Annotated in this window: 20 protein-coding genes; 19 read left to right on the top strand and 1 reads right to left on the bottom strand. The window is 35.2% G+C overall.

Annotated elements, in window-relative coordinates:
- Positions 1–255: 255 nt before the first annotated feature.
- The 13 genes from FHY47_RS07350 (at position 256) to FHY47_RS07295 (ending at position 6615) form a co-directional block, all read left to right on the top strand.
- On the top strand, positions 256–903 hold the full coding sequence (locus FHY47_RS07350) for a CPBP family intramembrane glutamic endopeptidase (protein WP_148630024.1): 648 nt from the start codon (positions 256–258) through the stop codon (positions 901–903).
- 171 nt (positions 904–1074) lie between these two features.
- On the top strand, positions 1075–1317 hold the full coding sequence (locus FHY47_RS07345; protein WP_148630022.1) for a hypothetical protein: 243 nt from the start codon (positions 1075–1077) through the stop codon (positions 1315–1317).
- Positions 1318–1319: 2 nt separating this feature from the next.
- Positions 1320–1559: a hypothetical protein gene (locus tag FHY47_RS07340; RefSeq protein WP_148630020.1), complete on the top strand. Its 240-nt coding sequence runs from the start codon at positions 1320–1322 to the stop codon at positions 1557–1559.
- A 195-nt stretch (positions 1560–1754) separates the two neighbouring features.
- Entirely contained in the window at positions 1755–2198 is a 444-nt protein-coding gene (locus FHY47_RS07335) for a GNAT family N-acetyltransferase (protein WP_148630018.1), read from the top strand.
- Positions 2199–2435: 237 nt separating this feature from the next.
- Positions 2436–2615, top strand: a complete 180-nt coding sequence (locus tag FHY47_RS07330; RefSeq protein ID WP_066104513.1) for a hypothetical protein — start codon at positions 2436–2438, stop codon at positions 2613–2615.
- Between the two features lie 180 nt (positions 2616–2795).
- Entirely contained in the window at positions 2796–3011 is a 216-nt protein-coding gene (locus tag FHY47_RS07325; RefSeq protein ID WP_148630016.1) for a PspC domain-containing protein, read from the top strand.
- Positions 3012–3296: 285 nt separating this feature from the next.
- A complete protein-coding gene (locus FHY47_RS07320) occupies positions 3297–3488 on the top strand; it encodes a YdcF family protein (protein ID WP_187393451.1) in 192 nt (63 codons plus the stop codon).
- Positions 3489–3733: 245 nt separating this feature from the next.
- The gene (locus tag FHY47_RS07315; protein ID WP_148630012.1) at positions 3734–4252 is read left to right on the top strand and encodes an NUDIX hydrolase; all 519 of its coding nucleotides are present in this window, start codon (positions 3734–3736) and stop codon (positions 4250–4252) included.
- A 161-nt stretch (positions 4253–4413) separates the two neighbouring features.
- Positions 4414–5034: a metalloprotease family protein gene (locus tag FHY47_RS07310; protein WP_148630010.1), complete on the top strand. Its 621-nt coding sequence runs from the start codon at positions 4414–4416 to the stop codon at positions 5032–5034.
- Positions 5007–5420, top strand: a complete 414-nt coding sequence (locus FHY47_RS07305; protein ID WP_262365980.1) for a hypothetical protein — start codon at positions 5007–5009, stop codon at positions 5418–5420. The genes FHY47_RS07310 and FHY47_RS07305 overlap by 28 nt, the downstream gene beginning before the upstream one ends.
- A 169-nt stretch (positions 5421–5589) precedes the next feature.
- The gene (locus FHY47_RS07300) at positions 5590–5907 is read left to right on the top strand and encodes a hypothetical protein (protein WP_262365979.1); all 318 of its coding nucleotides are present in this window, start codon (positions 5590–5592) and stop codon (positions 5905–5907) included.
- On the top strand, positions 5904–6032 hold the full coding sequence (locus tag FHY47_RS19210; RefSeq protein WP_262365978.1) for a hypothetical protein: 129 nt from the start codon (positions 5904–5906) through the stop codon (positions 6030–6032). Before FHY47_RS07300 ends, FHY47_RS19210 begins: the two co-directional genes overlap by 4 nt.
- Positions 6033–6165: 133 nt before the next feature.
- Positions 6166–6615 carry a GNAT family N-acetyltransferase gene (locus FHY47_RS07295; RefSeq protein ID WP_148630008.1) on the top strand — a complete coding sequence of 150 codons (450 nt, stop codon included), beginning with the start codon at positions 6166–6168 and terminating at the stop codon, positions 6613–6615.
- Positions 6616–6642: 27 nt separating this feature from the next.
- On the opposite strand, the gene FHY47_RS18900 is transcribed toward FHY47_RS07295, so the two are convergent.
- Positions 6643–6801, bottom strand: coding sequence for a hypothetical protein (locus tag FHY47_RS18900; RefSeq protein WP_187393450.1), 159 nt, complete (start codon positions 6799–6801; stop codon positions 6643–6645).
- A gap of 271 nt (positions 6802–7072) precedes the next feature.
- Here FHY47_RS18900 and FHY47_RS07290 point away from each other — a divergent pair, with 271 nt between their 5' ends.
- The 6 genes from FHY47_RS07290 to nhaC all read left to right on the top strand — a co-directional run bounded on the left by FHY47_RS07290 (position 7073) and on the right by nhaC (position 13695).
- Positions 7073–7624 (top strand): ribonuclease FAU-1 family protein, encoded by a 552-nt coding sequence (locus FHY47_RS07290; RefSeq protein ID WP_187393449.1) that lies wholly within the window; start codon positions 7073–7075, stop codon positions 7622–7624.
- A 434-nt stretch (positions 7625–8058) separates the two neighbouring features.
- The gene (locus tag FHY47_RS07285; RefSeq protein WP_148630004.1) at positions 8059–8256 is read left to right on the top strand and encodes a DUF4177 domain-containing protein; all 198 of its coding nucleotides are present in this window, start codon (positions 8059–8061) and stop codon (positions 8254–8256) included.
- Positions 8257–9050: 794 nt separating this feature from the next.
- A complete protein-coding gene (locus tag FHY47_RS07280) occupies positions 9051–9413 on the top strand; it encodes a YciI family protein (protein WP_148630001.1) in 363 nt (120 codons plus the stop codon).
- 413 nt (positions 9414–9826) lie between these two features.
- Positions 9827–10528, top strand: coding sequence for an MBL fold metallo-hydrolase (locus tag FHY47_RS07275; RefSeq protein WP_148629999.1), 702 nt, complete (start codon positions 9827–9829; stop codon positions 10526–10528).
- A gap of 583 nt (positions 10529–11111) precedes the next feature.
- On the top strand, positions 11112–12218 hold the full coding sequence (locus tag FHY47_RS07270) for an amidohydrolase (RefSeq protein ID WP_316245995.1): 1107 nt from the start codon (positions 11112–11114) through the stop codon (positions 12216–12218).
- A 43-nt stretch (positions 12219–12261) separates the two neighbouring features.
- Positions 12262–13695: a Na+/H+ antiporter NhaC gene (gene nhaC / locus FHY47_RS07265; protein ID WP_148629997.1), complete on the top strand. Its 1434-nt coding sequence runs from the start codon at positions 12262–12264 to the stop codon at positions 13693–13695.
- Positions 13696–13706 lie beyond the last annotated feature (11 nt).

The raw sequence follows: 13706 nt of genomic DNA, 5'->3' as shown, positions 1-13706 counted from the left end.
TTGCTCAACAATCGCTATAACAATACGTCATTAATAGAAAAGGGGCATTCAATTGAGTTCTTTGAAATTTAGTATTAGTCGGTTGCTTTTGTACTTTGTACTTGTATCATTATTTCTCTTTGTTTCGGGTAATGTCGGACAATATTTGACTGAAACTCAAGGTATGGATCGACAAAATAGTATGCTTTTACAAGGAGTAATCTTTAGCGGGTTAACGCTTTTTGTACTATATATATTTAAAAGAAAAAAACTGACTTGTTTAAGAATATTGGCTTAAAGGGTGTAAATTCACCATCTAGTTTGATCGTCGGAATCGCGTTGCCTTTTATATTAGTCATAACAGGAATTATAACAGCTTATTTATTTGGTGGCATTGAAAATGTCAGCTTGAACCTGACAGCCACTGTTATAATTTCCATTTTAATTAATACAGTGACAGCATTTATGTATGAAGCATTTCCAGAAGAAGTCTTTATCCGAGGACTAATCTTTGAAGAGTTGCATAAGAAATTTCGCTTCATCATCGCATTGATTTTACAGCCGTTAATCTTCATTTGTGTTCCGGTTGCGGTGATGGCATTGGAGTCAATATTCTTTAGTGAGCCATTTACGTTAACTATAGATTATATTATATTGCTCTTTACATTTGGAATTGCTCTACAGTTATATAGAAGGTATACAGGAACAATATGGATGAGTATGATCTTCCATGTCGTTTATCTTGAAGTGACTAGATATATATCCATGGGAGGTATGTATGACCAAGACGTCGCTCTTTTAATATTCGATGAGACATTTAGTGGATTCATGACTCTATACTTGTCGTTTCTGTTTATAGTGGTATTTAGTGTAGTGGTGTTGTCATTTTTATTAATAATTGATAAAAGAAAAAATAAGCTATAAATATATTCACCTTTTTCTAGTCAAAAATTCATATCAGAAGTATTATACAGAAATAAACAGGGGCATTGATCAAAGGATGATTAATGCCTTTTTATGTTGAACTTCTTATGGAAGTAACGGGGCAGGTTAGCGGAACAAGGATATATGATTTATAAGAAAAGGGTGTTAAATATGAATAAAGCAGAAAGAACTGCAGGTTTACGAACTTTACAGTTTTTATGTAAAGGAACCAGACTAGAGGGACTTAATTTTTATGGTTTAAGGTTACTTCTTTCGGAGAGTGAAAATAATTCTAATCGAATAAATGGTCAAATTTACATTAATATTGAGAGTCCAATTTGTTTATTTGAGTTAATGCCTAAAAAAATCCCATTATTAAACGAATTATCTAAAAAAGTTCGATTGAATCTTTAAAGATGTTATGTGAGTTGAGATTAAAACAAATTGTGGATGTTTCTTTAGGTGTTGAAAGTCCACATTTATTCTTAACGTTTGACTCTGGTGAAGTATTGTTTATATGGGGCCAGAATGAGCAGTACGAGAGTTGGCAAGTAGGAGTTATGGATTCTGAAGATGGTGAGCATTGGGAGATAATAGCTTGTCCTAATGATAGTTTAGCAATATGGGGACCAGAAGATATTGTAGGTAATATATAATTTCCTTGTAGAACTAAAGAGGGTATTGATCTAAGTGGTTTAATGCCTTTTTATGTTGAATTCCTTAGTGAAGTAAAGGGGCAGGCGAGAAAATTTTATAGAGAAATAGGTGTTTTGTTGCAACTACGGAAAAGTTAGATTAAGTTTAAGATATATTTGAATGCATTTGAAACAAAAAGTAAGAGGTGAATTTTTATGAGTTGGAAACTCAAAAAATTTGATGAGTTAACAAATATTGAACTATATAATATTTTAAAAGAAAGAACTTTAGTTTTTGTGGTGGAACAAAATTGTCCTTATCCTGAAGTTGATGGTAAAGATCCTTTTTCATATCATCTTTTTAAAGAAGACAATGGAGAAATCGTTGCATATTTAAGAATTGTACCCGCAGGTATTGCTTATCAAGAAACTTCTATTGGAAGAGTTATTGTAAAGAAAGAATACAGAGGACAAGGGATAGCAGGGGAACTTTTAAAGAAAGGACTAGAATTTATCCAAAACGAATTAGAAGAAACAAAGGTTAAAATTCAAGCCCAAGATTATTTAAGAAAATTCTATACTTCCTTTGGTTTTCAACCTATATCCGAAACATATTTAGAAGATAATATTCCTCATGTCGATATGATTTTACAAAGATAACACACCGTTATTAACCGGCTAGGATTGGAGTTATATTAAGGTAGATATAGAAGAGATTACATTTCAACAAACAGAAGCATTGATCGAGAAGGATTAATGCCTTTTTGTGTTGAATTTCTTATAGAAGTAAAAGGGCAGGTTAGCTTAATTAAGATTCGGTCTGGTTTTACAAAATGTTACAAATGAACTAGGTTTTTTGAAGAAGTTAATTATTTTGGTTGGGAGGATATTGAATTAATGAGTAATTGGCTATACATACTTTATGCTGTAATTTTAGGAATACTATCTTGGTTTACCGGGGAAGTAGTAACATTTGTTATGTTAGGGGTTATTCTTATTGCTTTAAATAATATAAATTCAACTCTTAAAAAGATTTATCTTCAAAATAATGTGAGAAGCAATAACGAAGATAATTAGATTGATAATATTTTTTTATAAAAGGGGCTTTGATCTAAGAAAGCTTAATGTTCTTTTCTACTGAACTTCTTATGGAAGTAACGGGGACAAAGTTCATATCCTGAATTAATAAATAGGCTTTTCGTATTATAAAGATAATTCATTTAATATACTGTTAAGATAAAGATAGGAGATGTTTGTGTGAAAGACGTTAAATTAGTAAGATCCCGCTCTAACAAAGTATTATCGGGTATATTTGGAGGTTTAGCACCGATTTTAAAAATCGATGTAACCATCCTTCGGCTTGCATTTGCTTTCCTCTGTGTATTTTCAGGTGCATTTCCTGGATTAATTATTTACTTAGTGGCGAGTGTAATTATTCCATTGGAAGATGAAGAATGGCCAAATTCTAAATAAAAAAAATCATAATGTATTTTTGCAAATGCATATTCCCCGTACATTTTTCTATGTATTGGAATATGCATTTTTCATTAGAGAACTTATTCGCTTCAATTGTTGAGTAATTCCAAATCCTTTTCTCCGTAAATACCTTCAAAAAAATCTTTTCTCGACTCTCTGTATTCACCAAATACAATTTCAACCATGGAAACGATTTAATGAAATACTTAAAGGTTATTACCTATGAACTTTTTGTGTTTTTAGTATTTTTATCTTCTATTCTTGCATATTCGAATTGCTCAAATGCCTAATCAAACTATACCAGATAATGCTGATTATTTAATTATTCTAGGAGCAAGGGTGATTGGAACTGATCCTTCGTCACTTCTCCAAGAACGAATTAACACCGTTTCTGCCTATTTGGAAGATAACCCTCATACAGTCGCCATTGCTACTGAGGGACAAGGCCCCAATGAAAGCATCCCTGAAGCGTAGGCTATTAAAACAACCCATACAAACAGAGGAATAGGGGAAAATAGGATTGGAAGTAAAGATTCTTCTTTAACTAACAGATGTGTTGATCCAAGAAGGATTAATGCCTTTTTATGTTGAATTTCTTATTGTAGAAATGGGGAAGGTTTGTTCAAGAAGTTTATAGGTGATTATTTGTGTTCATCATTGGGACATATTCTTGCAGAGTTTAAGAATCTTAAGGCAAAACTACATTAAGGAGCTTAGCAATGGAAAAATGGGATTTATATGATAAGCATCGTAATAAAATAGGCAAACAAATAACTCGTGGAGATGATATGACACCAGACGAGTTTCATTTAGTAATACACGTTTGTATATTTAATTCAAAGGGAGAAATGCTTATTCAACAACGTCAGCCCTTTAAGCAAGGTTGGTCGAATCTTTGGGATATCACTTGTGGTGGAAGTGCTGTTGCAGGCGATACAAGTCAGCAGGCTGCTTCAAGAGAGTTATTCGAAGAGTTGGGTATTCATTATAACTTTGAAATGATACGTCCGCAATTTACTATTAACTTTGCGCGTGGATTTGATGATTATTATTTAATTGAATATGATTTAGATTTGAATGATTTGACGTTACAGACTGATGAGCTGCAAGCAGTGAGATGGGCTTCAAAAGAGAAAATCTTAGAGCTAATCGAATTAAAAAAATTTATACCTTATTATGAGAGTATCATTGCGTTTCTTTTTGAGGGTCGAAAGCATTATGGCTCTATTCGTTTTTAAATGAAAGGTGCAAGGAATCAAACATAAACCTTCATATACAAGCGATTATATTGATCCCTTTAAGGGCAGGTTAGTTTGACAAAAAAATGGTGTACACCTAAAAAAATGGTTTTATTTAGGTGCTTGTATTTTAAACTTGAATTATTAATGGAGTCGATTTAATGAAAATACAAAGCAAATTACCCAAAAGTAACCCGCAGTTACATTTAGAATTAATTAATAATAGATGGATTCTATTGAAAGAACCCAAAGATTTAGCAAGTGCTATTTTGTTATCCACCCCTTTAATGATTGTCGCAGCAATCATCTCTATTGGTGTAATAAATATCTATTCCAGTATTTCTTTGAGCGATTTTGGCCTAACGCCTGATGCAATCTCAATTACTATTAACTTGAGTAGTGTTTTTTTGTTAATTATATTTTTATTACTTCACGAATTACTCCATTTAATTTTCATTCCAAATTTCACAAAATCAGAAAAAACATATATAGGATTGACGCTGTTCGGAGGTTTTGTGTTAACAGAAGAAGAGATTTCAAAATCAAGATATATCTTCATTTCAATTGCTCCTTTCATTATTATTTCAATAATTTTGCCACTTGTATTAAGTTCATTTGGACTATTAACAACGACATTAAAATTTTTAATAATATTAAACGCAATGGGATCATCAGTTGATTTACTTACTCTTCTTCTTATAATTAAACAAGTCCCAAAAAATGCAATTTTAAAAAACAATGGACCAAACACATATTGGATAAAAACAAAGTTCCTCACATAACAATAGGTCCTGATGCTCAATGGTTAAATATAGTTGAATACAATGAAAAGGATGAAAGAAACGAAGTATTTCAATCGGTGGTGGGATTGATGTTGAATAAAAGTAGAGTAGGGACAATTTTAGGAATTTTATCTATATTACCAGTGATAGTAAGTATTATTTTTTTCTATACAAAAAGAGGACCGATTGCTGATATTTACCTTTTTATTACTATTGTCAGCATTTTCTTCATTATAGGTATTATACTTGCCGGAATATCTTCAAGGATGTCTATAGGTCGCATAAGCAAATTATTAATCGGATTGGTCGGGATAATTACAAGTCTAGCGGTTATAGTTGTTGCTTTTCTATTATTACTAGCTATGGGAAGCATTTTAGCAGAATAAGGATCTCAGTAGCCTGCCTTGTTCTTTTTCCGCTAAAGGGGAAGGTTAGTTCAATATGTTTAATAGATCAGTATGAAATCCTTACTTCAATGCAGGAAGTAAGGATTTTCTTCTTGAATAAATAAAATTAGGGTATTTTGAAATTTTTATGTGAATGGGAGAGGTTAATATGTCGATTATGATAGTTAAAAAGGAGTTTAAGCTTGTTGGATTAAAAGGTATTGGGGAGTTTGTTAACTTTGGTGATGAAGTACCCTTGCTTGCAAAGCAACTATTAAGTCGCTCAAACGAAATCCTAAATCCGATAGAAACCGAAATTGCCTTATTTGAGCCCAAAAAGGATGAGGGGCATAAGGTGGGTCATTATTATGTAGGCTTAATTGTGAGTGAGAAATTATATGAAGTACCAACAGGAATGGATTATATTGAAACAGATAAAAGTTACATAACTACAAGAGGGAATATAAATTGGGAGAACTTCATTTGAATTTATTGAATTGGGCAGTAAAACAAGGTTATCAAAGAGACCTCGATTCTTATATTGTGGAGACATATCACCCTATAGGAGAAGGGGAAGAGGAAGTACAGATTTACTTACCAATTCAAACTTAAAATTAAAAATCCTCTTCAACAAACGAGGCAGGTTAGCTGAATAAGAAATTTGGTTTTTTTGTGGTAGAATAATCTATAAATAAAACGGTTAAGGTGGCTTTAATAATACATTTAGCGATAAGGGGAATTCACCTTGGAAGTTAAACTATTAACAGAAAATGATTTAATTAAATGTACGGACACATTTATTGAAGTATTCAATGATGAGCCTTGGAATGATGAATGGACATTTACAAAGGCTAAAAAATATTTGCTGGACTTTTACCAAACACCTGGATTTTTAGGCGTTTTAGCGGTAGAAAACAATGAAATTCTCGGCTTTATTTTTGGTGTAAATAGAGTATGGTGGAGCGGAGATGAGTTTTTTATTAATGAAATGTGTGTAAGAAAACAATGTCAAAGTAAGGGTATTGGAAGAGCGATGTTAAATCATTTGATAAAAGAACTTCATAGCAGCAATATAAGTAACATTACACTTCTCACAGATAGAGGTATACCTGCCGAAGAATTTTATAAGAAAAATGGTTTTGAAGAAATAGAAAGAATCATTTTCTTGCATAGGAACATCAAACTATCATTATAGAGGTGGATGAATATCCAAAACGTTAGTTTAATTGCCACTCTCTACGTCTTTCTGAGTATCGTTTATAAGCTCATTTAAGAGTTTCTCAGCTGTCTCATAGTCTTTTGCCATAAGAGCCTCTTTTACGTCTTTTAAATCTCTTAATAACAGCCTAGAATAGCTTTTAAAAATTAGTTCATCTTCCACATTGTCAGCTCCTTAATTAAAATCATAAGGTGTTAATTATATCTTATTTTCTGGTTTTTGTCTGAAAAATAAGTAAAACATAAAAGGCGATCAGTTAATGTAACAGGTTTGGTTCAGGGGCATTACTTCAATATCAAGGGCTGAGATCAGCTCTTTTTTTGTAATTCAGCTAACGGGGCAGTTTAGCGGAAGAAGAAACCGCCTTATTATAGTGATTTACTTTAGACTAAATGTAATAAACAGGTGATTTTCTGTTGGAGTGGGGATGGAAATGATAAAGAGAAAATATGCAAATCGTTCAAGATGGAAACGTGTCTTGGATAAAAAATATGCCCAAGCGTTTCTTGATACCAAAAAATTCAAGGGCTATATAACTTTATTGCAACTAATGAAAGTTGCTGAACCATTATCCTTTCGATATGAGGAACAGAATATATGTATTGTTGATGATGGCTATATGTGGCTTCAACAATTCCCCTTAGAAAAAAAGCATTCAGTAACAACAATGTTCGATAATAACGGAAATATCGTGCAATGGTATATTGATGTTTGCCTTGAAAATGGTGTAGAAAATGATATCCCTTATTGGGATGATTTATATTTAGATATCATTTTGTTGCCTTCTGGTGAAGTAATTCAAAAAGATGGTGATGAGCTTGAAGAGGCTCTTTTAAATGGAATTATTGACAGGTCTCTTTACGAGTCGGCGTGGGATGAAGTACATACCCTAACTGAGTTAATTAATACTAGGAGCCTTGAATTGCTTGATTTATCTCATCATCATAAAGAATTCTTAGTCAATGAATTAAAAAAGCTTTATTAAGCTAACGGGGGCATTGATCAAGGAGGATTAATGCTCTTTTTTGTTGAATTCCTTATTGTAGAAATGGGGCAGGTTATATCAATAATATATGGTATATTATGGTTAGTGTGGTGGTGGAGAGGTTTATTAAATTTTATTACAGGATGGTGTTTATTTGGATAGTAATAAGAAAGTTAAATTATACTTTGCTGGTTATTTTGTGGTATTTCCAATAATATTTATCGTCAGTTCTTTCGTATGGAGGGCAATGATTCTAAATAAAGAAATTGCAATGGTAGCAACAGATGCTTTGTCTATAATAGGTATTTACTATTTAATCATTAGTATAATTTCTATATTTGTATATATAAAAAATATAAAGTCTTTATTATCCAAGTAACAACTTTAAGTAGCTATTTATCAATTATTTATAAACAGTAGTAGGAGGAATAAGTATGTATGAATATAAGTTTGTGAAAGTCGAATTTAAAAGATTATCAGGGAAACCTACTGAAGATTATCGAGAATTAATTAAAAATCACGCAAAAGAAGGTTGGAGATTTGTTCAGATTTTCGCTCCTGATTTCGTAACTTCCGGGGTTGCGGTAGGTACTTACTATGAACTAATTTTCGAAAGACCACAACATACATAAACTAACGAGGCAATAGCAGAAGATCAAGGCTGTCAAATTGATGGTCTTTTCTTATGCTGCTAAATGGGCAGTTTAGTTCAAGAAGGAATATCTGAACTATACATATTGTGGAATGTAAGGGTGAGTAGATGATTAAATATATTAAAAGTATTAATAATGCTTTTTTTACAGTAACACTATCTAGCTTAGCTGTGTATTTAGGAAATAAAACAAGAGATATTGATTTACCTGTTTTTCTGTATGTAGCCTTAGTTTCGTTAGCAGGTCTCATAATAACTTCTTTGATAATTCATTCGAAAAAAAGGAAGGAAACACACAAAAAATAAAAAATCAGGCTAACTTCTCCTGCTTTTTTATGCGGTTATATAATTCTTGATAGATTCTCATACTAGTTTAATCGCTCAATTTCTTTACCTTCCAACTGATGTAGCTAAAAAGTTGTGGAGTGAGCGTAGTGAAATTTATAAACGGGAGCGTTGATCCAAGGGTGAACTGCCCCGTTCTGTTGAACTCTTTATGTTACTAAAGGGGCAGCATTCCTGTAATAAATGAAAAATCAATAATGATTCATTTCAAACGGAATTAAACATTATGAAAAGGTCAGTTAATTGAAGTACAACTAAATACCTGACCTTTATAACAAAAGTGAAAATAAAGGAGCAGGTGAGCATGCAGGAAGGAATATCCTTTGACTTTATTGAATATTGATAGTGATTGCTTTTGAAGGGCAGATTCGTTGTATGAACAATGAAAAACAGGGGATTTTCCCTTAATAAATGAAGGAGGGCTATTTCATGCTGTTTATGATTATTGTTAAAGCTTCAAAGAATTCAGAAGCTGGGAATCTTCCAAGCCAGGAACTCAGGGAAGCCATGTCAACCTACAATGAGGAATTAGTAAAGGCTGGCGTGCGGGTTATGGCGAAAGGACTTCATCCAAGTTCAAATGGGGTTCGCTTTTCATATCCTAAGCCGGGAGAAAAGCCAGTGGTCACCGATGGACCTTTTTCGGAAACGAATGAAGTGATTGCGGGATTTATTCTCATTGATGTGAAGTCCAGGGAAGAAGCCATCGAATGGGCTAAGCGAATGCCTGATCCACAAGGATTTGGTGAAGGTCAAATTGAGTTGCGACAAGTCATTGAGTTTCCTGAGTAAAAGTAATCAATCTAGCGAGTAAATCTATACAAATGTTCTCGACGAAATACGTATGTCCTGTTATTCGATAATCGGGCGTTAATAGACTAGATAGAATAAAAGAGACAATCACAAATGGTCTTCTGAAAAGATGTGAGCCATCCTATTACCGCCTGATTACCTCTTTCATTGGGGTAAGTTGGTCCCCAGAATTTTTACGTTCCGTGTTGCCGCGATTGTTCCCTCAGTCGTAGCGCTGATATGGGTCGAATCTTTCGTCCAAAACCCTCCTTATCCCAGCAAATCACGATGTTTTGCTCACATTTTGTCTCAATCGCCGGAATTATATTTCACCTTCCAGAAAATTTCTTTCACTCACCTTGTTTTTCCTTAGATTCAATATATAACCCAAAATATAAGTTGGAGGAGTTTTAATGAGATTAACAAAGATAAATAATCTTTACCAGCTTTCCTTTATGCCAAATCTTTTTCCTGTTAATTGTTATCTTATCGAAGAAGAGGAGCATTTAATCGTAATCGATGCAGGACTTCCTTTTTGTAAAAAAGCAATTTTAAAGACAGCAAAGGGTATAGGAAAGCCGATTAAGAAAATAGTGTTAACACATGCACACACTGATCATGTAGGGGCTCTTGATGGACTTACTCAGGAGCTTCAAGACGTTGAAGTATTAATTCCCAGACGAGAGCTGAAAATTCTAAAAGGAGATGCATCGTTAGAGGAAGGTGAAGGGAATATGCCTATAAAAGGCGGTATTCCCAAAAATATAAAGACAAATCCGGATACCCTATTACAGGATGGTGATCGGATTGGATCGTTGATAGCCATTCATACCCCGGGTCATACTCCAGGAATGATGTCGTATTTAGATATTAGGGATCATAGTTTAATAGTCGGAGATGCTCTTCAAACAAAGGGCGGAATAGCTGTAGCTGGTGATACGCGATGGAGTTTTCCTTTCCCGGCATTGGCAACCTGGAATAAAGAAAAAGCAATCGAGTCAGTTGAAAATTTGTTGGATTATAAACCTTCTTTACTGGCAGTCGGGCATGGAAATTTAATAAGGAATCCAGTAAAAGACATGAAACAGGCAATTGAAAGAGCAAAAGGTCATTAACAGGGACATGATGATGGAGTCAGCAAAGTTAAGTAAATACATAGGGGAATGAAAAAAATACAAATTGAGATTAGAGTAGTAGATTCGAATGAAAAATTTAAAAAATTATTTAACTAATACTGGATTATTAATATAAGGAAGGACCTGCTCAAAAGTCTATGGAAAATGACCTTTGAACAGGTCCTTTTTCGTGTGGATGACAAATTGTTTATCATATACCTCCTGTTAGCGGGTTAATTAGCAAAGGTGGGACTTTGTTACTAATTTATAAGGGTTTGCCAACCTAAATAGGAAACTTTATTTGTAAAGAATGGATTAAACAAGAAATTATTTGAATTTTTTGATAAAATGTTTTTTAAGCATTTCAATACATGGTATCTTATCGACAGTCAGAAGCACTCCAAGTATGAATTTACCTGAATAAATGGGAGAAATGCTTGTTTATGTAGGGTTTACCTGGTTCTTTTTTCTCTGGGGCTTTGCAAATGATAGGAGCAACTGTGTTCAATGAATCCTCTGACAGGTGGAGTGATATGCTGGAAAACGTTATGGCAGAATAAGGGGATTGTTAGGAGAGTGATGCATGATGAGCTATGAGGAACAAATTTTGGGGTGGTATCATCATTTTCATGAACATCCCGAAATCAGCGGAAAGGAATTCGAAACAACCAATACAATTGCCGAGATATTGGATAGTTTTGGGGTTCGTTACGAACGTTTTTCTGATTGTACCGGATTAATTGCAGAATTGGGAGAAGGTAGTGGTGCAGTGGCGCTGAGAGCAGATATTGATGCGCTATGGCAGGAAGTTGGAGGTATCATGCAAGCGAATCATTCATGTGGGCATGATGCCCATATCGCCATGGCACTCGGTGCGATTCTCTATTTGAGGGAACAGCCGCTGAATCGTAAATATCGTTTTATTTTTCAGCCGGCCGAGGAGAAGGGAAATGGCTCGTTATGGATGATTAAGCGAGGTGCAATGGAGGGCGTGTCGGTATTGTTTGGTATGCATGTGCGTCCAGAAGATGAACTAGCATATGGTCAGTTTACTCCTTCTATCCACCACGGAGCCTGTATCTTCCTCGAAGGGAAAATCAGAGGTACTGATGCACATGGGGCAAGGCCGCATCAGGGGAAAAGTGCGATTGATGTGATGGTTGCCATCCATGGTTATCTGGCAACTTTATATGCTGATCCTGCAGAGAACTATTCTATTAAGCTGACTAAAATGATAGCTGGCGGGCAAAACACTAATATTATCCCAGGTAATGGCTCATTTGCGATTGATGTCCGTGCGCAGTGTAATGCTGTTTTAGATGCAATGATCGATTCTATCGCGACTGGTTTAAATCGGATAGCTGAGCTCTTTGGTGTACACATTGATTATGAATGGAAGGATTATACTCCAGGAGCCACTGTTTCAAAAGAGCCAGAAAGGTCTGCAAGGGAATCAATCATAAAAGTTGCCGGAGAAGAAGCTTTAGAAGAGCCAATCATCACGTCTGGAAGCGATGATTTTCATTTTTATAGCCGGAAGCATCCAGATGTACAAACAACTATGATCGGAATCGGTGCCCAGGTTAGCCCGGGACTGCACCATCCCAAAATGCAGATACAAACAGACATCTTAGATCTCGGGGCAAGGGTACTTGCGGAAGCGATGCAGCTTGTCCACATAAAAGAATAAATAAGGTTTCATTACGGATTAAATTCAAACAGGGGGAGAACAGATGGAGAGAAAAATATCTTTTGGGCTGGCAATTATACCGTTAGTAGTGCTGATAGCAGTTATGGCTATTACAATTATTGTTTTTGAAGAGGGACCACATATCCCGTTGATTGTTGGTACAATCACGGCCGCACTTGTGGCATGGATGGCCGGCTACAAATGGGACGAGCTTGAAGAGGCCATGTACAATGGAATTCGTTTAGCATTACCTGCTGTAATCATCATTATGTTAATCGGTCTGGTAATTGGATCATGGATTGGCAGTGGTGTGGTCGCTACCATGATTTATTATGGATTGAAGATCATCAGTCCGTCTCTTTTCCTGGTGTCGATTATGCTCATTTGTTGTATTGTTTCCGTTGCCATCGGTAGTTCCTGGTCAACTATGGGAACGATTGGGGTAGCTGGGATGGGGATTGGTTTAAGTATTGGGATACCGGCCCCGATGATTGCGGGAGCAATTATATCAGGTGCCTATTTTGGGGATAAAATGTCACCATTATCGGATACAACCAATTTAGCAGCCGGATTGACCGGCACGGATTTATTTGTACATATTCGCCACATGTTTTACACAACGATCCCAGGCCTAATCATTTCGTTAGGTGTATTTTGGTTCTTGGGGCGTGACTTCGGTAAAGGCGGTGTGAGTACAACTGATATTGAACAAACACTAGCTGTCTTGCAGGATGAGTTCCTTATTTCTCCTTTCTTATTACTGATTCCACTTATCGTCATTATTTTGGTGGCAAAAAAAGTACCAGCCATACCTGGCTTGGTGATTGGGGTTCTTTTGGGCTTCCTTACTCAGGTATTCGTACAGGGGGATACATTTGCTGATGCTATTTCAGCTCTGCAAGCAGGGTATGTAATTGAAACCGGTAATTCCATGGTGGATGATCTCTTCAATGGCGGCGGTTTGGACAATATGATGTACACGGTATCCATGGCCATCGTGGCAATGACATTCGGAGGCATGCTCGAGCATACGGGAATGCTGAACGCAATCGTTTCACAAATTCTTAAATTGGCAAAAACTGCAAAAAGTCTCATTATTTCTACGATATTATCTTGTTTTGCTACAAACGCAACCTGCTCCGAACAGTATATTTCCATTGTCATTCCGGCACGTATGTTTTCAAAAGCGTATCGTGATAAAGGACTATCTTCCAGAAATCTATCCAGGGCGCTTGAGGATGGAGGGACGCTAACGTCTGTTTTCATCCCATGGAATACATGTGGTGTCTTTATCTTCGGTACTCTTGGTGTAAGTGTATTTGAATATGCCCCATACGCGATTTTGAACTTTTCCGTGCCGATTATTGCGATTCTTTATGCGATAACAGGGTTTTCAATTGAAAAAATGAGTGATCAAGAAAGAGCAAAGATAGAAAAAGAACTTAAACAGCAAAAAGAGGATACAATTACAGTATAAGGGGTCCTTCA

Source organism: Bacillus sp. E214 (assembly GCF_008087365.1).
Lineage (GTDB): Bacteria > Bacillota > Bacilli > Bacillales > Pradoshiaceae > Pradoshia.
This window is presented reverse-complemented; position numbering and strand designations above follow the sequence as displayed.

What these genes read in the sequence shown, in the direction of transcription:
- FHY47_RS07290 (WP_187393449.1), top strand. Translation starts at nt 7,073, where the DNA reads ATGATAAAGAGAAAATATGCAAATCGTTCAAGATGGAAACGTGTCTTG.
- FHY47_RS07310 (WP_148630010.1), top strand. Translation starts at nt 4,414, where the DNA reads ATGAAAATACAAAGCAAATTACCCAAAAGTAACCCGCAGTTACATTTA.
- FHY47_RS07275 (WP_148629999.1), top strand. Translation starts at nt 9,827, where the DNA reads ATGAGATTAACAAAGATAAATAATCTTTACCAGCTTTCCTTTATGCCA.
- FHY47_RS07335 (WP_148630018.1), top strand. Translation starts at nt 1,755, where the DNA reads ATGAGTTGGAAACTCAAAAAATTTGATGAGTTAACAAATATTGAACTA.
- FHY47_RS07340 (WP_148630020.1), top strand. Translation starts at nt 1,320, where the DNA reads ATGTTATGTGAGTTGAGATTAAAACAAATTGTGGATGTTTCTTTAGGT.
- nhaC (WP_148629997.1), top strand. Translation starts at nt 12,262, where the DNA reads ATGGAGAGAAAAATATCTTTTGGGCTGGCAATTATACCGTTAGTAGTG.
- FHY47_RS07315 (WP_148630012.1), top strand. Translation starts at nt 3,734, where the DNA reads ATGGAAAAATGGGATTTATATGATAAGCATCGTAATAAAATAGGCAAA.
- FHY47_RS07345 (WP_148630022.1), top strand. Translation starts at nt 1,075, where the DNA reads ATGAATAAAGCAGAAAGAACTGCAGGTTTACGAACTTTACAGTTTTTA.
- FHY47_RS07300 (WP_262365979.1), top strand. Translation starts at nt 5,590, where the DNA reads ATGTCGATTATGATAGTTAAAAAGGAGTTTAAGCTTGTTGGATTAAAA.
- FHY47_RS07280 (WP_148630001.1), top strand. Translation starts at nt 9,051, where the DNA reads ATGCTGTTTATGATTATTGTTAAAGCTTCAAAGAATTCAGAAGCTGGG.
- FHY47_RS07320 (WP_187393451.1), top strand. Translation starts at nt 3,297, where the DNA reads ATGCCTAATCAAACTATACCAGATAATGCTGATTATTTAATTATTCTA.
- FHY47_RS07330 (WP_066104513.1), top strand. Translation starts at nt 2,436, where the DNA reads ATGAGTAATTGGCTATACATACTTTATGCTGTAATTTTAGGAATACTA.
- FHY47_RS07285 (WP_148630004.1), top strand. Translation starts at nt 8,059, where the DNA reads ATGTATGAATATAAGTTTGTGAAAGTCGAATTTAAAAGATTATCAGGG.
- FHY47_RS07270 (WP_316245995.1), top strand. Translation starts at nt 11,112, where the DNA reads ATGATGAGCTATGAGGAACAAATTTTGGGGTGGTATCATCATTTTCAT.